Genomic DNA, 17,469 nt, shown 5'->3' on the forward strand with positions numbered 1-17,469 from the left:
CCATCGATCAGTCCATGAAAGAGCCCCGTCCAATGGCCCGAAGCAATTTCCTGTTCACCAGCGAGTCGGTCAGCGAAGGTCATCCCGACAAGGTCGCCGACCAGATCTCCGACGCCGTCGTCGACCTGTTCCTGTCCAAGGATCCGCAAGCGCGCGTCGCTTGCGAGACGTTGGTGACCACCCAGCGCATCGTGCTGGCCGGTGAAATCCGCTGCAAGGGCATGATCGACGAGGCAGGCGAGTGGCTGCCCGGCGCGACCGAGGAGATTGAGGCGGCGGTGCGCGCCACGGTCAAGCGCATCGGCTATGAGCAGGAGGGCTTCCACTGGCAGACCGCCGAGTTCGCCAACCACCTCCACCCCCAGTCGGCGCATATCGCCCAGGGCGTCGATGCGAGCGGCAACAAGGACGAGGGCGCCGGCGACCAGGGCATCATGTTCGGCTATGCCACCGACGAGACTCCCGATTTCATGCCGGCGACGCTGTACTATTCGCATCGTATCCTCGAGCGGCTGGCGGCGGATCGCCACTCCGGCGCGGCGCCGTTCCTGGAGCCCGACGCCAAGAGCCAGGTGACGCTGGCCTATGAGAACGAGATTCCGGTCCGCGCCACTGCGCTGGTCGTCTCTACCCAGCACGCGCCCGACTATTACTTTCACAACGACGAGGGCGACGCCGCCAAGTACAAGGTCCTGCGCGACTATGTCGTCGGTGTGTTCGCCGATGTCCTGCCCGAGGGCTTCATTACCGACGAGACGGCGATCTACGTCAATCCGACAGGACGCTTCGAAATTGGTGGGCCCGATGGCGACGCCGGCGTCACCGGGCGCAAGATCATTGTCGACACCTACGGCGGCGCTTCGCCTCACGGCGGCGGCGCGTTCAGCGGCAAGGATCCGACCAAAGTCGACCGCTCGGCTGCGTATATCGCACGCTACATGGCGAAGAACATCGTTGCCGCCGGCCTCGCGCGCCGCGTCACCATCCAGCTGAGCTATGCCATTGGTATTGCAGAGCCGCTGTCGCTGTACGTCGACACCCACGGCACCGGCACCGTTCCAGAAGCGACCATCGAGGCGGTGCTGCCGCAGTTGGTTCGCCTGACCCCGCGCGGTATCCGCGAGCACCTCAAGCTGAACCGCCCGATCTACCAGCGCTCCGCTGCCTATGGCCATTTCGGCCGCGAGCCCGACGCCGAAGGTGGTTTCAGCTGGGAGAAGCTCGATCTGGTGGATGCGCTGAAGGCCGCGGTCTGATCGATCCCAGCACGACGCGCCGCCTGTATGGTCGACGCCAGGGCCATGCCCTGCGCAAGGGCCAGGCGGCGCTGGTCGAGGAGCTGTTGCCGCGCATCTCGGTACCGGCCGAGGGTCCGGTGGACGCCGCCAGCCTGTTCGGTGCGCAGCGGCCGTTGTGGCTGGAGATCGGCTTCGGTGCCGGCGAGCATCTCGCCGCGCAGGCCGCAGCACATCCGGATACCGGCCTGATCGGCTGCGAGCCGTTCCTCAATGGCGTCGTCGGCGCGCTCAACCATGTCCGCGACCAGGCGCTCGACAACGTGCGCCTGTACATGGGCGACGCGCTCGACGTGCTGGAGCGGTTGCCGGATGGCGGGCTGAGCCGTGCTTTCCTGCTCCATCCCGATCCATGGCCCAAGCTGCGGCACGCCCGGCGGCGCTTTGTCAATCCGGGGCCGCTGGACCTGCTGTCGGCAAAGCTGTCACCGGGATCGGAACTGAGGATAGGCACCGACCACCCGGTCTATTGCCGCTGGACGCTGATGCAGATGGCGGCGCGGCGCGACTTCGAGTGGCTGGCGACGACTCCCGCCGATTGGCAATCGCGTCCCGACGACTGGCCGCCGACCCGCTATGAAGCCAAGGCCCGGCGGCTGGGCCACGAGGTCTGGTACCTGCGTTACCGCCGGGTCTAGCTGACCGTCCCGAACGGTTGGAGGCGGCGGGCCAGTGCGCGCGCGCCCTTGGCATCGCCGGAATTCAGCGCCGCCAGCACCTGCACCGCAACCTTGCGGGTCTGCACCTCATAGGCGTCGCGCGACGGCAGCATGACGGCGGCCTTGAGCAGCTGGGTCGCCTGGGGTGCATTGTCGGTGCTGATGTCGAGCAGCGTGAAGGCATAGGTCAGCGGGTGGACGATGTTCTTGGGATCGCGCGCCATCGCGATGCTAAAGCAACGCTCCATGTCCTTGCGGTTGGCGCCGAGGATCGTCGAGGCGATGAAATTGCCCAGGGTCGCGACCGCGCCGCCGTGCCAGCCGCCCAGCGCGGCATTGCCCAGCGCGTTGTTGGGGTCCCGCGCCAGCACCGCCTCCATCAGGCGGCGCGTGTCCTTCGCCTCGCCGGGCGACTTGTCGAGCTTGGCCCGGTAGCCAACCGCAATCGCCTTCTGGACGCGCGCCTCGAGGTTGTTCGGCGCCTTGGCGATCGCCGCATCGAAGTCGCGCTCGGCGGCGGCGATGGCGGTCTTGGCCTGCGCCTTGTCGGTAATGGTGAAGCCGGCGACGCTGAGCGCGGCGCGGCCGGCGAGGACCAGCGAGGCGGCAGTGTTCTCGGCCCGGCCCTGCGTGATGGCGTCCTGCCACTTGCCGTCGTGAAAGCTGCTGGCGGCGTCGGCAAAGGCGGGACCGGCGGCGAACAGGGCGGCAGCGACGATGGCCGCCTTGAACTGGGTACGCATTACGAGAGTGTCTCCGCGATCAGCCGGCGGGTCTCCGCCAGGCCGTAAAGCTTGATGAACGAGCCCATTCGTGGGCCCTGCGACGTGCCGAGCAAGGTTTCGTACAGCGCCTTGAACCAGTCGCGCAGCGGTTCGAAGCCCGCTGCCTTGCCTGCCTCATAGACCTCGAACTGAAACGCCTCGGCGTCGGCATCGGGCCCGAGAGCGGCAAGGCGGGCGTCGAGATCGCGCAGTGCGGCGGCTTCACGGGCGTCGGGAGCGCGGCGCTGCAGGCCGGGCAGGACGAAGTCGCGGGCGTAGCGGATGGCATAGCCGACCAGCGCATCGATCTCGGGATGGGTCGCCGCGCTGGTGCCCGGGACATAGCGCGAGACGAACCCCCACAGCACGGCGGCATCGTCGGTGCCGGCGACGGTGACCAGGTTGAGCAGCAGGCCGAAGGTCAGCGGCATCTCGACCGCGGGCGGGTTGCCGTGGTGGATATGGTACACCGGATTGCCGAGGCGCTGCTCGACCGCCTGCCCGGGAAACGAAGCGAGAAACTGGTAATATTCGTCGACCGCCTTGGGAATGACGTCGAAATGCAGGCGCTTGGCCTTGCGCGGGTTCTGGTACATGTACAGCGCCAGCGTTTCCGGGGCGGCGTAGGTCAGCCATTGCTCGATGGTCAGGCCGTTGTTCTTCGACTTGGAGATCTTCGCCCCCTCCGCATCGAGGAACAGCTCGTAGTTGAAGCCCTCCGGTGGGCGCGCCCCGAGGATGCGGGTGACGGCGCTCGACAGGGTGACTGAATCGATCAGGTCCTTGCCCGCCATCTCGTAATCGACGCCGAGCGCGACCCAGCGCATCGCCCAGTCGACCTTCCACTGCAGCTTCACATGGCCGCCGGTGACCGGCACCGTCACCGTCTCGCCCGACTTCGGATCGGCGTAGCTGACCGTTCCCGCCTCGACGTTGCGGCCCGTCAGCGGCACCTGTAGGACTTCGCCGGTGACCGGGTCGAGCGGCAGGAACGGCGAATAGGTCGCCCGGCGGTCGGGTCCGAGGGTCGGCAGGATCGTCCCGATCACCGCATCATAGCTCGCCAGCACCCGCAGCAAGGTCGCGTCGAAGCGCCCCGAGGCATAGCAGTCGGTCGACGACAGGAACTCATAGTCGAACCCGAAGCGGTCGAGGAAGGCGCGCAGCCGGGCGTTGTTGTGTGCGCCGAAGCTGGAGTGCGTGCCGAACGGGTCAGGCACGCGGGTCAGCGGCTGGCCGAGATGGGCGCGCAGCATGTCCTCCTGCGGCAGCCCAGGCGGCACCTTGCGAAAGCCGTCCATATCGTCGGAAAAGGCAATCAGCCGGGTCGGCACGCCGGGCATCATCACCTCGAAGGCGCGGCGCACCATCGTCGTCCGCGCGACCTCGCCGAAGGTGCCGATGTGCGGCAGGCCCGAGGGGCCGTAGCCGGTCTCGAAGATCACCCCGGCCTCGGGGAATCCGTCCTTGTAGCGCGCGACCAGTTTGCGCGCCTCCTCGAACGGCCAGGCCTTGGAGACGAGCGCCGCATCGCGCAGGGTGGTTTCATCGGTCATTGTTGCGGTGTCGGGAAAAACCTCCCGCGTGGCAAGGGAGGGCGTGCCCGCGCACTCTCCTTAAGTATCCATTTTTGAGCGTCACCGTATCGTCGCCAAGTCGAACACGGTCGGCCCATCACTGCACCGCCGCGACGGCATTATTATCGCACAGGATGGCGTTCCGGTTGCGAGACCGCGTGCCGCGACGCTTGTTGCCGGTTCGTTCCAACGCTAGACAGGAAGGGTGAGTGTCACGCCGTCCTATCCCGCGATCGTCGCCAATCATGGCGGCGTGTGGATCGCCGAGACCGACGGGCGGGTCGAGATGATCAACACCCGGGCGGCGATCCGCCGGGCAGGGGATACGCCACTGCTGATGCTCAACGCGGCGGTGACCGCCAGCCGGCTGGGCTATCCCGAACTGTCGGGCCTCGACCTGCTGGAGCTGTTCGCCTTCGTTCACCCGGCGAAATTCGCGGTGCCGACTGCCAGCGGCCTGGCGGTGGCGCTCGGCCTGCCGGCGCCGGAAGGGCAGGGCGCCGAGGCGCTGTTCCTGCAGGCCGCGGCGGGCAAGTTGCTCGATACACTGGAAGATGGCGGATGGGCGGAGCGGCACGGTGCGTGGAGCATCGCGCAGACGCTGACCCGGCTGCGCTGGTCGTGGAGCGGCGAGATCGGCAAGCGGCTGAAGCAGCCGGCCAAGCCCGAGCGCCTGTTGTTCTCGACACTGCCGAAATGGGAGGAAGCCCCGGCCCGGCCGCGACCGCGCGACATCGCCATGCCGGACGGTGCGGTCGATGCGAAACTGGAAAAGCTGCTCGGCATCGGCGCCGAAAAGCGCATCGGTCAGCGTGATTTCGGACGGGCAGCGAGCCATGCGTTCCGGCCGCGCAGCATGGCGACGGCGCCCAACGTCGTGCTGGCGGAGGCGGGGACCGGTATCGGCAAGACGCTGGGCTATCTGGCACCGGCGTCGTTATGGGCGGCGGAGGCGGGCGGCACGGTGTGGCTGTCGACCTATACCAAGGCTCTGCAGCGCCAGCTCGATGCCGAGGCGGGGCGCGCCTATCCCGATGCGGCGACAAAGCGGACCAAGGTCGTGGTGCGCAAGGGACGGGAGAATTACCTGTGCCTGCTCAATCTGGAAGACGCGATGCAGGGCGGCTTTTCGGGCCGCGCCGGGATCTTTGCGCAACTGGCGGCGCGCTGGGCGGAATATAGCCGCGACGGTGACATGGTCGGGGGAGACCTGCCGGGCTGGCTGGCGAACCTGTTCGGCAAGGCGGCGCTGGGCGGGCTGACCGACCGGCGCGGCGAGTGCATCTATGCGGGTTGCCCGCACTACCGGACCTGCTTCATCGAACGCTCGGCTCGCGCTTCGGCGCAGGCGGACCTGGTGATCGCCAACCACGCGCTGGTGATGATCAACGCCGTGCGCGAGCGCGCCGAGGCCGGGCGGATGACACGGATCGTCTTCGACGAGGGGCATCACCTGTTCGACGCGGCGGATTCGACCTTTGCGCTGCACCTTTCGGCGCGCGAGGCGATCGAGCTGCGCAGCTGGATATTGGGGCCGGAGAAGGCGGCACGCGGGCGCCGGCGCGGGCTGGCGGCGCGGCTGTCGGACGTCATCAGCTATGACGATGCCGGGGCGCTGGCGCTGGAGGCGGCGGCCAAGGCGGCGCGCGACCTGCCCTCCGAAGGCTGGGGCCAGCGCTTGATGGCGGCGGAGCCGAACGGCCCGGTCGAGGCGCTGCTGGTCGCTGTACGCGGGCAAGTCCACGCGCGCGCCGACGGCCACGAGGCCGGGTACAGCCTGGAGAGCGAGGTCGCCGAAGTGCTGCCCGCCGTGATCGAGGCGAGCGTCGCGGCACTGGCGGCTTTCGAGACGCTGGCGGCGCCGCTGCTGGCCCTGGAGGCGCGGCTGGTCGCGGTGCTGGAGGAAGCGCCGGACTGGCTCGACGGGCCGGGGCGGGCGCGGCTCGACGGCGCGGCGGCGGGATTGCGGCTGCGGGCGCAGATGCTGGCGGCCTGGGGTGTGTTGCTGGCGCGGCTGGGTGGCCCGGCGGATCCGGACTTCATCGACTGGTTCGCCGTCGACCGGGTCGAGGGACGCGAATACGACGTCGGCATCCACCGTCACTGGCTCGATCCGACGCGGCCGTTCGCCAAGGCTGTACTGGAGCCGGCGCATGGCGTGCTGGTAACCTCGGCAACCTTGCGCGCCCGTGGTGCGACCGGGGATGCCGAGAGCTGGCGCGACACCGAGATGCGGACGGGAGCGACTCACCTCGCCCTGCCGCCGCAGCGCTTCGCGGTCGACAGCCCGTTCGACTATGCCGGCAACGCGCGGGTGCTGATCGTTACCGACATCCGGCGCGGCGACATCCCGGCGCTGGCGGCGGCGTACAAGCGGCTGATCGAGGCGGCGGAGGGCGGTACGCTGGGGCTGTTCACCGCGATCGCGCGGCTGAAAGCGGTTCATGCGCGCATCGCCGATCCGCTCAGCCGGGCCGGGCTGCCGCTGTTTGCCCAGCATGTCGATCCGATCGACACCGGCACCTTGGTCGATATCTTCCGCGCCGACCCGCGCGCCAGCCTGCTCGGCACCGACGCGTTGCGCGACGGCGTCGACGTGCCGGGCCAGTCGCTGCGGCTGGTCGTCATGGAGGGTGTCCCCTGGCCGCGCCCGACCGTGCTGCATGCTGCCCGTCGCGCGGCCTTCGGTGGTGCAGCCTATGACGATTTGGTGACGCAGGGGCGGCTGGCGCAGGCGTTCGGGCGGCTGATCCGCCGCGCCGACGACCGCGGCATTTTCGTATTGCTAGGGCCTGCGGTGCCGTCGCGGCTGCTGACCGCATTTCCCGGCGGAGTGCGGACGGAGCGCATCCTGCTCGACGATGCGGTGGCGGCGGTGGCTGAGATGACCCGGTCGGGTGTTAGCGGAGTCTTGACGCCGACCGCGTGAATGCATCTATGAAATGTAACGCGGCTCACGCATGGTGGGCCTTGGGGTTGGTTGCCGGGAACGATCGATTGAAGACGCTGACGCTGCTGCGCCATGCCAAATCGTCGTGGGACGATACCGTGGAGCGCGATTTCGACCGGCCGGTCAACGGCCGTGGCCGCCGTGCGGCTGCCCGCATCGGGCGCTGGATCGCCGACGAGGGCCTGGATTTCGACCATGTCTGTGCCTCGCCCGCCGTACGTGTGCGCCAGACCATCGAGGGCGTCGAGGACGGCCTCGGCCGGATGCTCAAGCCGCTGTGGGACACTCGGGTGTACTTGTCGTCGTCGGCGACGCTGATGCTGCTGGTTCAGCAGTTCGGCGAGGCGAAGTCCGATGCGTTGCTGGTCGGGCACAACCCGGGCTGCGAGGATTTGCTGCTGTCGCTGGTGCCGCCCGGTGGCGAGCTGCGCGGCGAGGCGGAGCTGAAATACCCGACTGCGACACTGGCACGGATCGAGCTGGACATCGAGAAATGGACTGACATCGACGACAACGTCGGGCGCTTGGTGAAGTTCGTGCGGCCGCGGGATCTGGATCCGACGCTGGGGCCGGACGACTAATCTTCCGTCGCTCGCTGTCCCGGCCGCCTGTCTAGAGCGTCGGAGTACCAAGCGGCAGGTGCGATGACGGGCGGCAGGCGATTAGTCGCCGCGGGCAGCCTTGCGCGCCGCTTTCTCGTCCTTGCGCTCCTGCTTGGCGCGCTCCTCGTCGAGCTTGCGCTCCTTGCGGCCGCGCTTCTCATCGGCTTCGGACTGGCTGGTGGTCAGCTTGTCGGCGGTCCAGCCGGCGACCTGGAAGGGCGCCTTGACGACGGCGACGGCGGTCGAGACGCAGCCCCCGAGCAACAGGGATAGTGCGACTAGACCGTGAAGCTCTCGCCGCATCCGCATGCCCCCTTGGCGTTGGGATTGGTGAAGACGAACCCCGCGGTGAAGTCGTCCTCCTGCCAGTCCATCGTGCTGCCGATAAGGTACATCAGCGAGCCGCCATCGACATAGAGTATTCCGCCCGGGGTCGGCACCGCCTCGTCGCCGATCTTGGGCTCGGCGACGTACGACAGGTCGTAGGCGAGGCCGGAACAGCCGCGCTTCGGCGTCGTCAGGCGGACGCCGGCGGTGCCCTCGGGAGCCTTACTCATCAGGTGGGCGATGCGCTGGACGGCGCTGTCGGTCGCGATGATCGCCGGCGGGCGGACGCGTGCCGGGCGCGGAGCGGTGACGACCTCCATCACAGCATCCCCATTTCGAGCTTGGCCTCGTCGGACATCTTGCCCGGGTCCCATGGTGGATCCCAGACGAGCGCGACTTCGGCGGTGGCGATGCCGGGCACCGACATGACGCGCATCTCGACTTCGCCGGGCATCGACTCCGCCACCGGGCAGTTCGGCGTGGTCAGCGTCATCGACACCTGGGCATGGCCCTCCTCGATCTCGACACCGTAGATCAGGCCGAGGTCGTAAATGTTGACCGGGATTTCCGGGTCGTAGATCGAGCGCAGCGCTTCGATGACGCTCTCGTACAGCTCGCCGCCCGGGCCATCCGCGGTCGCTTCGGCGGGCTGGGTGCGCAGGAAACCGTCCAGATAATCCGGCTCGCGTGCCATGCTCCCTACAGGCGGTGCCTTGGCGACCTCGGGGGCAGCCTCGACTTCCTCTATCGTGAACGTCCGCTCGTTCATCCGAAAATCCTCGTTACGCGACGCATGCCATCCAGCAACCGATCGACGTCGTCGCTGCCGTTATAGACCGCGAAGCTCGCCCGCGCCGTCGCTGGAACACCGAGCACGGTCATCAGCGGCTGGGCGCAGTGATGACCGGCGCGGATGGCGACGCCGCTCTCGTCCAAGATAGTGCCGATGTCGTGCGGATGCACCCCGTCGAGGGCGAACGAGACGATCCCGGCAGAATTTTCCGGCCCGAACAGTCGCACCGAATTGATCTGGCGCAGGCCTTCGCGTGCCTGGGTCGCCAGTGCACGTTCGTGCGCGTCGATAGTGCCGAGACCGATCGTGTTGACGTAGTCGATCGCCGCCGCCAGCCCGATCGCGCCGACGATATGCGGCGTACCCGCTTCGAAACGTTGCGGTGCCGGGGCGTAGGTGGTGCGCTCGAAGGTCACGGTCTCGATCATCGAGCCGCCGCCCTGCCACGGCGGCATGGCGTCGAGGATATCGGACCGCGCCCACAGCACGCCGATGCCGGTCGGGCCGTACAGCTTGTGACCGGAGAAGACGTAGAAGTCGGCGCCCGACGCCTGAACGTCGATGGCGATGCGCGGTGCTGCCTGGCAGCCATCGACGAGCAGCCTGGCCCCGACCGAATGCGCGGCGGCGGCGATGCGGGTGACGTCGGCGACGCTGCCGAGCACGTTGGAGACATGCGCGATGGCGACGAGTTTCGTGCGTGGGGTGAGCAGCGCCTCCAGCGCGTCCTCGTCGATGCGGTGGTCGGCGGTCAGCGGCGCAACGTCGATCTCGATGCCGGTCCGGTCGCGGAGCAGCTGCCACGGCACGATGTTGCTGTGATGCTCCAGCGCCGACAACAGGATGCGGTCGCCGGCCTCGAGGCTGTTGCCCCAGCTATTGGCGACGAGGTTGATCGCCTCGGTCGCACCGCGCACGAAGACGACTTCGCTAGGGGAGCGTGCGTTGATGAAGGTGGCGACCGTCTGGCGCGCGGCTTCGAAACGCTCGGTCATGGTGGCGGAGCGAGCATAGACGCCGCGGTGGACCGTCGCATACTCGGGACCATAGGCGCGCGCGATGGCGTCGATGACGACACCGGGCTTTTGCGCTGTGGCGGCGGAGTCGAGATACGCCCAGCCGTCGGCGAGGCCCGGGAAGTCGGACCTTCTATCCCCCCTCCCGGAACGGGAGGGGACGGGGGAGGGACTTGGCATAAGCTCGGCAGCCGGACCTCGTGCAAGACCCATCCCCAGCCCTTCCCGTTCCGGGAAGGGAGCAGTAAGGGCGGCGCTCATATCCGCTTCTCCAGCCACGCGATCGCCTCTGCCGACATCGCCTCGCGCACCGCCTCGTCGCGCACGCTGTCGAGCGCATCGCCGATGAAAGCCTGCGTCAGCAGCGCCTTGGCCGAGGCGGGATCGACGCCGCGGCTCTCCATGTAGAACAGCGCGTCGCGGTTAAGCTCGCCGACCGTCGCGCCGTGGGCGCACTTCACGTCGTCGGCGAAAATCTCCAGTTCGGGCTTGGCGTTGGCGGTCGCGGTGCGGGCGAGCAGCAGTGCCTTGACCGACTGCGAGGCGTCGGTCTTCTGCGCGTCGCGGGCGACCATCACCTTGCCGAGGTAATTGCCGATGGCGCGGTCGTCGGCAACGATGCGCACGGTTTGGCGACTGGTGCCGTTGGGCTCGGCGTGGCGCATCGTCGTGACGATCTCCAGCGTCTGCGTCCCGCGCGCCAAATTGACGCCGTTGAGCTCGAAGTCAGCGCCGTCGCCCATCGTCACGTCGACGGCGATGCGCCCGAAGCGGCTGCCGTGCTGGAGGATGTCGACTTGGCACGATGCGCCTGCCGCGACATCGATCGTGTAAAGCTGCGTCGTCACCGCGGCGACGTCGCGCGCCTGGACGATACTCAGGTCGAGGCGGCCACCGGTCGCGACCGATACCGTAACGCGGTCGTTGCGCCAGCCGTCGCCGGCCAGCCGCTCGGTCAGGCTGCGGGTTTCGCCGGAAGCGACGGTGATCTCGCGGGTTTCGCCGATGTCCTGCGGCCAGACTTCGGCAAGCGCGGTCAGGTCGCTATATCGCCAGGCCTCGTCGCGGCGGGTTGGGAGCGCCGTCATGCCGCGGCCCGCGCATAGCCATCGCGCTCGAGTTCGTGCGCCAGATCGGCACCGCCGCTGCGGACGATCCGCCCGCCGACGAGGACATGGACGAAATCGGGCACGACATAGTCGAGCAGGCGCTGGTAATGGGTAATCAGCAGCGTCGCACGGTCGGGCGAGCGCAGGCGGTTGATGCCGTCCGAAACCACTCGCAGCGCGTCGATATCGAGGCCGGAGTCGGTTTCGTCGAGCACTGCCAGCTTGGGCGCGAGGACAGCCATCTGGACCATCTCGTTGCGCTTCTTTTCGCCGCCGGAGAAGCCGACATTGACCGGCCGCTTGAGCATGTCCATCGACAGGCCGAAGCCATCGGCCTCGACGCGGACCAGCTTCATGAACTCAGCGCCCGATGCCTCGGCCTCGCCGCGCTGCTTGCGCTGGGCGTTGAGCGCGGTGCGCAGGAAGGCGAGGTTAGACACGCCGGGAATCTCGACCGGATATTGTAGCCCGAGGAACAGGCCCGCTGCGGCGCGCTCGTGCGGGGCGAGTTCGAGCAGGTCCTTGCCGTCGAAGGTGACCGAGCCGGAAGTGACCTCATAGCCTGCGCGGCCCGCCAGCACATAGCTCAGCGTCGATTTGCCCGCGCCGTTCGGCCCCATGATGGCATGGACCTCGCCCGCGCCGACCGTCAGGTTCAGCCCGTTCAGGATCGACTTGCCGTCGACGGTGGCGTGTAGGTCGTTGATGTTGAGCACTAAACGGCTTTCTTGTCGGAAAGTTTGCGGGTGACGATCGCAGTGTTGGCATGGTCGCGGAGCTGGCTGTCGGCGAGGCGCATCGAGCGTTCGGCGACCAGCGCGGCGGTCGGAGCATCCTTGCCCGCGGCCTGCTGTGCCGCCGCGAGCTTGGCCACCGCATTGCCACGCGCCTCGATGCAAGACTTCATCGCGAGGTCGGCGAGCGTGCCGGGTTCGGCGGCGCTCAAGTCGACCGCAGCGGCCGCCTTGTCGACGCAGGTCGCATAGGCGGTGGATGCATCGTCGGCTTCGGCCTGGGCAGGGTTGGCGGCAACCACCGGCGCTGTCGCGTTCGAGCCGCAAGCTGTTAGCGCCAACGCTGCCAGGCAAGCGAGCCGCATCACCCGACGCTGCCCTCCAGCGAGATGCCGAGCAGTTTCTGTGCCTCGACGGCGAACTCCATCGGCAGCTGCTTCAGGACTTCGCGGCAGAAACCGTTGACGATCAGCGCGACGGCCTCCTCGGCGTCGAGGCCGCGGGATTGGGCATAGAACATCTGGTCGTCGCTGATCTTGGAAGTCGTCGCCTCATGCTCGATCTGGGCGCTCGGGTTGCGAACCTCGATGTAGGGCACGGTGTGCGCGCCGCTCAGCGAGCCGAGCAGCAGGGAGTCGCACTGGGTGAAGTTGCGCACACCCTCGGCAGACGCCGCGACGCGGACCAGGCCGCGGTAGGTGTTGTTCGAATGGCCGGCGCTGATGCCCTTGCTGACGATCGTGCTCCGCGTGTTCTTGCCGAGGTGGATCATCTTGGTGCCGGTGTCGGCCTGCTGGCGGTTGTTGGTCACCGCGACCGAGTAGAACTCGCCGACCGAGCCGTCGCCCGACAGCACGCACGACGGGTACTTCCAGGTGATTGCGCTGCCCGTCTCGACCTGCGTCCAGCTGACCTTGCTGCGCTTGCCGAGGCAGTTGGCGCGCTTGGTGACGAAATTGTAGATGCCGCCGACGCCATTGGCATCGCCCGGATACCAGTTCTGCACGGTCGAGTATTTGATCTCGGCATCGTCGAGCGCGATCAGCTCGACGACCGCGGCGTGGAGCTGGTTCTCATCGCGCATCGGGGCGGTGCAGCCCTCGAGGTACGAAACGTGCGAGCCCTTGTCGGCAACGATCAGCGTGCGCTCAAACTGTCCGGTATTCTGGGCGTTGATGCGGAAATACGTCGACAGCTCCATCGGGCAGCGAACGCCCTCGGGGATGTAGACGAAGGTGCCGTCGCTGAAGACCGCCGAGTTGAGGCAGGCGAAGTAGTTGTCGCGCTGCGGCACGACCGAGCCCAGCCACTTCTTCACCAGGTCGGGATATTCCTTCACCGCCTCGCTGATCGAGCGGAAGATCACGCCCGCGCGCTCCAGCTCGGCGCGGAAGGTCGTGGCGACCGAAACGCTGTCGAACACCGCATCGACCGCGACGCGACGCGAGCCCTCGACCCCGGCGAGCATCTTCTGCTCCTCGATCGGGATGCCGAGCTTTTCGTAGGTGCGGCGAATTTCCGGATCGAGCTCGTCGAGCGACGCCAGCGTCGGCTTCGCCTTGGGCGCGGCGTAGAAATACATGTCCTGATAATCGATCGGCGCGATGTCGAGCTTGGCCCAGTCGGGCGTCTCCATAGTCAGCCATAGGCGGTATGCCTTCAGCCGCCAGTCAAGCAGCCACTCCGGCTCCGACTTCTTGGCGGAGATGTAGCGCACCGTGTCCTCCGACAGGCCCTTGGGCGCCATGTCGGATTCGATGTCGGAGATGAAGCCCCACTTGTAGGTCGAGAGGTCCTCGACGGCGGCATAGGCCTCGGCGTCGCGGACGGGAGCTTCAAAGGTCATGTTGTCGGTCATGCGGCTACTCCGGCGCGCGACGGCTGCAGCAGGTCGGCGAGGCTGACCGCCAGCAGGGCGTTGCGAACTGCGATATTGATTGGACCCCAATGGCCGCGCACGGCGCAGCTGCCTTCCAGCGCGCAGGCCGAAACCTCGCCACCGTTCTGGCACTGGGTGAGTGCGATGGGACCCTCGACCGCCTCGACGATCGCCGCGACGGTGATGTCGGCTGCGGCGCGCCCGAGGTGGAAGCCACCGCAGACGCCGCGCGTCGAGACCAGTAGCCCGGCGCGGGCCAGTGTACCCATCAGCTTGGCGACCGTCGGCGCAGGGATGCCGGTGTGCGCCGCGACCGCTGCCGCCGACAACTTCGGATCGCGCGACTTGGCCGCCGCGGTCATGACCACGACCGCATAATCGGCAAGGTTGCTAAGGCGGATCACATGGTTCCCGTAAAGCGGAGCGAATTGGTCCGGCTTATGTGGGAACGGTGTCGAGCAAGTCAAGCGATGGCCGGGCCGTTGACCGCAAACCGGCGGATCACTAGTGAAAATCCAAGTGCGCCCGTAGCTCAGCCGGATAGAGCAGGGCTTTCCTAAAGCCAAGGTCGGGGGTTCGATTCCCTTCGGGCGCACCAAGCCGCCGAACACACCTCCCGGAACCGGCGCGGACGCCATCAGGATCGCTTCCCGCTTTGATCGCGAGCCGCCCGTGGCTACTACGGTCCCGATCGCGCGTGTAGGCAATGCCCTGAACCGCGACGATAGGGTGGGGACTGGACGACATGCGGATTGATCTTCTTGCGACAGCTTTGATCGGTGTCGGTCTGGTTGCGCCAGGCGTCGCGACAGCCTCGACCTCGGTGTTCATCACGCGGCCTGCAGACGCGCGCGCGATCACCGTCGACGCGCCCAGCGATGGTCGGCGCGACGCCACCGCCGCGGTGCAGAAGGCGATCGACGCGGCCGAGGCCAAGGGCGCGGGCGGCATCGTCTTCCTGCCGTCGGGTCGCTACCGTCTGTCGCGCACCGTCTACCTCTGGCCCGGTGTACGCCTGTTCGGCGTCGGGCCGACGCGTCCGGTCTTCGTTCTCGGCGACAACACGCCCGGCTTCGACAAGGGCGTCGCCAACATGATCATCTTTGCCGGGGCAGGGCCGGGCGGAACGCGCCGCGTGCCGTTCCCGCCGCCCGGCAGCATACCGTTCAACGACAAGATCGCCGACGCCAACCCCGGCACCTTCTACTCGGCGATGAGCAACGTCGATATCGAGATCGGCAACGGCAATGCGGGCGCGGCGGCGATCCGCTTCCACGCGGCGCAGCACGCCTATCTGGCGCACATGGACTTCCATCTCGGCTCCGGCCTGGCGGGCCTGTACCATGTCGCCAACGAGGCGGAGGACCTGCACTTCTACGGCGGCCGCTATGGCATCCTTGCGGAGAAGACCTCGCCGGCGTGGCAGTTCACCCTGATCGATTCCACATTCGACGGGCAGCGCGAAGCGGCGATCCGCGAACACGAGGCGAGCCTGACGCTGGTCAACACCAGCTTTCGCAACGTTCCCGTCGCGATCGACATCGACGCCGGCTATTCCGACTGGCTGTGGGGCAAGAACGTCCGCTTCGAGAACGTCAGCCAGGCCGCTGTCGTCATCAGCAACGAGAACAACCCGGCGACCCAGATCGGCTTCGAGAACGCCGTCGCCAGCCGCACGCCGACCTTTGCCCGTTTCCGCGAGAGCGGCCGGACGGTCGCCCCCGCCGGGCCCACCTATCACGTCACCGCCTTCAATTACGGCCTGACCGTTCCCGGCCTCGGCAGCATGGGCAAGTTCGCGACCAACCTCCAGTCGGAGCGCTTGCGCACCATGCCGGCGCCGCTCGCTCCGGCAATCCGGGCGCTGCCGCCGACGACCGAATGGGCCAACGTCCGCAGCCTCGGCGTCAAGGGCGACGACAAGACCGACGACACCGCCGCCATCCAGAAGGCGATCGACACCAACCGCGTCGTCTATTTCCCGTCGGGCCGCTACCTCGTCACCGATACGCTGCGGATGAAGCCCGATACCGTGCTGGTCGCGCTCCATCCCAGCCTGACCCAGATAATCCTGGCGGACAGCACGCCCGCCTACATGGGCGTCGGCGGACCCAAGGCGCTGGTGCAGTCCGCGGTCGGCGGCGGCGGCATCGTCTCCGGGCTGGGGCTGTACACCGGCGGCATCAACCCGCGCGCCACTGCGCTGTTCTGGACTGCGGGCGAGACTTCGCTGGTCCAGGACGTCAAGATCCAGGGCGGGCACGGCACGCTGCTGGCCGACGGCAGCCGCTTCGATCCCTACAACGCCAACCACACCGGAGATCCCGATCCACGCAAGCGCTGGGACGCGCAATATCCCAGCTTCTGGGTGACCAACGGCGGCGGCGGCACCTTCTCCAACCTGTGGAGCGTCGATACCTACAGCCAGGCCGGCTTCTACGTCTCCGATACCAAGACCCCGGGGCATGTCTACCAGCTGTCGAGCGAGCACCATGTCCGGAGCGAGATCGTCCTCAACCGCGCCGAGAATTGGGAGTTCCTGGCGCCGCAGACCGAGCAGGAGGCCGGCGAGAGCCAGGATACCGTGTCGCTCGAGGTGAGGGATTCGCGCAACCTGCTGTTCGCCAACTACCACGCCTACCGCGTCACCCGCTCGCTGAAGCCGGTCGAGACCGCAGTCCGCCTGTACAATTCCAGCAACATCCGTTTCCGTAACATGCACGTCAACGCCGAGAGCGGGCTCGCCACCTGCGATGCGAACGGCTGCGGCAATTACCTGCGGATCAGCAAATTTCCGGCCGAGAATGCCATCCAGGACATCACTCACAAGCTCGAAGTCCGCGAGCGCTCCTTCGCCGTCCTCGACGTGCCCGCCGATCCGGTCGCGCCGCGTCGCAACGGCAAGGTCGAAAAGCTGGAGGGCGGCTTCTACTCGATCGGCGGCGGCGCGGTCGACGCGAGCGGCAAGCTCTATTTCGTCGAGCACAAATTTCACCGCATCTATAGCTGGTCCGCCGCCGACGGCCTGTCGCTGGTCCGCGACGCGCCGCTCGATCCGGTCAGCCTGAGCTTCGACAAGTCGGGCAACCTCGTCGTGCTGTCGTCGGACGGCGCGGAGGGTACCGTCTACGCCTTCAAGCCCGGCAGCCCGGACGACCAGATGATCGTGATCCCACCGACGCCGGTCGCCGCGCACCCTGGAGCGGCGACGATCCTGCCGGTCAATTACTGGAACAATGGCGAGTTCAAGGACCAGCTCGACACTGCCACCTACCGCTTTACCACCCCCGCCGAGATGTTCGCGCGCGACATGGCGCTGCCCAAGTCACGCGAATATGTCTCGCCGGATGGCAGCCTGGTGATGCCGGCGTTCCGGACTTTCCAGCAGGGACCGTCGAACTTCCTAGGCTGGCGCTTCTCGGACACGCTCGACTCCTACGGCCTGACGACGGCGCCGGTCGGCGATCGGGTGTTCGTCATCAACAGCTCGGAGCAGAAGACCTTTTCGGGCCTCGTCGGCGCGGGCGGCAGTGTCACCGATCTCAAGCTGTTCGCCCAGCGCGGCGGCGAGAGCGTCGTCGTCGGTGCGAAGGGCGAGGTCTATGTCGCCGACGGGCAGGTCTTCGTCTACGACCGCAGCGGCAAGGCGGCCGGCCAGATCGACGTGCCCGAGCGGCCGTTGCAGCTCCTGCTCGGCGGCCCGGCCAAGGACACGCTGTTCATCCTCACCCACCACTCCCTGTATTCGGTGAAGGTCGGCTGAG

The 17,469-nt window shown here is 67.4% G+C and carries 16 protein-coding genes and 1 tRNA gene; 6 read left to right on the plus strand and 11 right to left on the minus strand.

What is annotated here, in order from left to right:
• The first annotated feature begins 32 nt into the window (after positions 1 to 32).
• Together metK and trmB are read left to right on the plus strand one after the other, a co-directional pair.
• Positions 33 to 1,256: a methionine adenosyltransferase gene (gene metK, locus ACOFKW_RS08490; RefSeq protein ID WP_419813722.1), complete on the plus strand. Its 1,224-nt coding sequence runs from the start codon at positions 33 to 35 to the stop codon at positions 1,254 to 1,256.
• Complete coding sequence (gene trmB / locus ACOFKW_RS08495) at positions 1,253 to 1,933, plus strand: tRNA (guanine(46)-N(7))-methyltransferase TrmB (protein WP_419816912.1); 681 nt, start codon at positions 1,253 to 1,255, stop codon at positions 1,931 to 1,933. The genes metK and trmB overlap by 4 nt, the downstream gene beginning before the upstream one ends.
• Here the strand turns inward: trmB and ACOFKW_RS08500 are convergent.
• Positions 1,930 to 2,697: a hypothetical protein gene (locus tag ACOFKW_RS08500; protein WP_419813723.1), complete on the minus strand. Its 768-nt coding sequence runs from the start codon at positions 2,695 to 2,697 to the stop codon at positions 1,930 to 1,932. The two genes, trmB and ACOFKW_RS08500, sit on opposite strands and share 4 nt — an antisense overlap.
• Positions 2,697 to 4,274 (minus strand): lysine--tRNA ligase, encoded by a 1,578-nt coding sequence (locus ACOFKW_RS08505; RefSeq protein ID WP_419813724.1) that lies wholly within the window; start codon positions 4,272 to 4,274, stop codon positions 2,697 to 2,699. The genes ACOFKW_RS08500 and ACOFKW_RS08505 overlap by 1 nt, the downstream gene beginning before the upstream one ends.
• 226 nt (positions 4,275 to 4,500) lie before the next feature.
• Between ACOFKW_RS08505 and ACOFKW_RS08510 the strand changes: the two genes are divergently transcribed.
• Positions 4,501 to 7,224 carry an ATP-dependent DNA helicase gene (locus ACOFKW_RS08510; protein WP_419813725.1) on the plus strand — a complete coding sequence of 908 codons (2,724 nt, stop codon included), beginning with the start codon at positions 4,501 to 4,503 and terminating at the stop codon, positions 7,222 to 7,224.
• Between the two features lie 68 nt (positions 7,225 to 7,292).
• Positions 7,293 to 7,826, plus strand: a complete 534-nt coding sequence (locus tag ACOFKW_RS08515; RefSeq protein ID WP_419813726.1) for a SixA phosphatase family protein — start codon at positions 7,293 to 7,295, stop codon at positions 7,824 to 7,826.
• A gap of 81 nt (positions 7,827 to 7,907) precedes the next feature.
• On the opposite strand, the gene ACOFKW_RS08520 is transcribed toward ACOFKW_RS08515, so the two are convergent.
• The 9 genes from ACOFKW_RS08520 to ACOFKW_RS08560 form a co-directional block, all read right to left on the minus strand.
• Positions 7,908 to 8,111, minus strand: coding sequence for a hypothetical protein (locus ACOFKW_RS08520; protein WP_419813727.1), 204 nt, complete (start codon positions 8,109 to 8,111; stop codon positions 7,908 to 7,910).
• A 14-nt stretch (positions 8,112 to 8,125) separates the two neighbouring features.
• Complete coding sequence (locus ACOFKW_RS08525) at positions 8,126 to 8,494, minus strand: HesB/IscA family protein (RefSeq protein ID WP_419813728.1); 369 nt, start codon at positions 8,492 to 8,494, stop codon at positions 8,126 to 8,128.
• A complete protein-coding gene (locus tag ACOFKW_RS08530) occupies positions 8,494 to 8,943 on the minus strand; it encodes an SUF system Fe-S cluster assembly protein (protein ID WP_419813729.1) in 450 nt (149 codons plus the stop codon). The genes ACOFKW_RS08525 and ACOFKW_RS08530 overlap by 1 nt, the downstream gene beginning before the upstream one ends.
• On the minus strand, positions 8,940 to 10,163 hold the full coding sequence (locus tag ACOFKW_RS08535) for an aminotransferase class V-fold PLP-dependent enzyme (protein WP_419813730.1): 1,224 nt from the start codon (positions 10,161 to 10,163) through the stop codon (positions 8,940 to 8,942). The genes ACOFKW_RS08530 and ACOFKW_RS08535 overlap by 4 nt, the downstream gene beginning before the upstream one ends.
• Before the next feature lie 77 nt (positions 10,164 to 10,240).
• A complete protein-coding gene (locus tag ACOFKW_RS08540) occupies positions 10,241 to 11,071 on the minus strand; it encodes a SufD family Fe-S cluster assembly protein (RefSeq protein ID WP_419813731.1) in 831 nt (276 codons plus the stop codon).
• Positions 11,068 to 11,808 carry a Fe-S cluster assembly ATPase SufC gene (sufC, locus tag ACOFKW_RS08545; RefSeq protein WP_419813732.1) on the minus strand — a complete coding sequence of 247 codons (741 nt, stop codon included), beginning with the start codon at positions 11,806 to 11,808 and terminating at the stop codon, positions 11,068 to 11,070. The genes ACOFKW_RS08540 and sufC overlap by 4 nt, the downstream gene beginning before the upstream one ends.
• Entirely contained in the window at positions 11,808 to 12,128 is a 321-nt protein-coding gene (locus ACOFKW_RS08550; RefSeq protein WP_419813733.1) for a hypothetical protein, read from the minus strand. Before ACOFKW_RS08550 ends, sufC begins: the two co-directional genes overlap by 1 nt.
• A gap of 62 nt (positions 12,129 to 12,190) precedes the next feature.
• Entirely contained in the window at positions 12,191 to 13,684 is a 1,494-nt protein-coding gene (gene sufB / locus ACOFKW_RS08555; RefSeq protein WP_419813734.1) for a Fe-S cluster assembly protein SufB, read from the minus strand.
• A complete protein-coding gene (locus ACOFKW_RS08560) occupies positions 13,681 to 14,109 on the minus strand; it encodes an SUF system Fe-S cluster assembly regulator (protein WP_419813735.1) in 429 nt (142 codons plus the stop codon). Before ACOFKW_RS08560 ends, sufB begins: the two co-directional genes overlap by 4 nt.
• Before the next feature lie 117 nt (positions 14,110 to 14,226).
• Here ACOFKW_RS08560 and ACOFKW_RS08565 point away from each other — a divergent pair.
• Both ACOFKW_RS08565 and ACOFKW_RS08570 read left to right on the plus strand, forming a co-directional pair.
• A tRNA-Arg gene (locus ACOFKW_RS08565) sits at positions 14,227 to 14,303 on the plus strand.
• Positions 14,304 to 14,450: 147 nt separating this feature from the next.
• Positions 14,451 to 17,468, plus strand: coding sequence for a glycosyl hydrolase family 28-related protein (locus ACOFKW_RS08570; RefSeq protein WP_419813736.1), 3,018 nt, complete (start codon positions 14,451 to 14,453; stop codon positions 17,466 to 17,468).
• Position 17,469 lies beyond the last annotated feature (1 nt).

The organism is Glacieibacterium sp. (assembly GCF_965200405.1).
Taxonomy (GTDB): Bacteria; Pseudomonadota; Alphaproteobacteria; order Sphingomonadales; family Sphingomonadaceae; genus Glacieibacterium.

What these genes read in the sequence shown, in the direction of transcription:
- ACOFKW_RS08530 (WP_419813729.1), bottom strand. Translation starts at nt 8,943, where the DNA reads ATGAACGAGCGGACGTTCACGATAGAGGAAGTCGAGGCTGCCCCCGAG.
- metK (WP_419813722.1), top strand. Translation starts at nt 33, where the DNA reads ATGGCCCGAAGCAATTTCCTGTTCACCAGCGAGTCGGTCAGCGAAGGT.
- ACOFKW_RS08540 (WP_419813731.1), bottom strand. Translation starts at nt 11,071, where the DNA reads ATGACGGCGCTCCCAACCCGCCGCGACGAGGCCTGGCGATATAGCGAC.
- sufB (WP_419813734.1), bottom strand. Translation starts at nt 13,684, where the DNA reads ATGACCGACAACATGACCTTTGAAGCTCCCGTCCGCGACGCCGAGGCC.
- ACOFKW_RS08500 (WP_419813723.1), bottom strand. Translation starts at nt 2,697, where the DNA reads ATGCGTACCCAGTTCAAGGCGGCCATCGTCGCTGCCGCCCTGTTCGCC.
- ACOFKW_RS08570 (WP_419813736.1), top strand. Translation starts at nt 14,451, where the DNA reads ATGCGGATTGATCTTCTTGCGACAGCTTTGATCGGTGTCGGTCTGGTT.
- ACOFKW_RS08525 (WP_419813728.1), bottom strand. Translation starts at nt 8,494, where the DNA reads ATGGAGGTCGTCACCGCTCCGCGCCCGGCACGCGTCCGCCCGCCGGCG.
- ACOFKW_RS08505 (WP_419813724.1), bottom strand. Translation starts at nt 4,274, where the DNA reads ATGACCGATGAAACCACCCTGCGCGATGCGGCGCTCGTCTCCAAGGCC.
- ACOFKW_RS08535 (WP_419813730.1), bottom strand. Translation starts at nt 10,163, where the DNA reads ATGCCAAGTCCCTCCCCCGTCCCCTCCCGTTCCGGGAGGGGGGATAGA.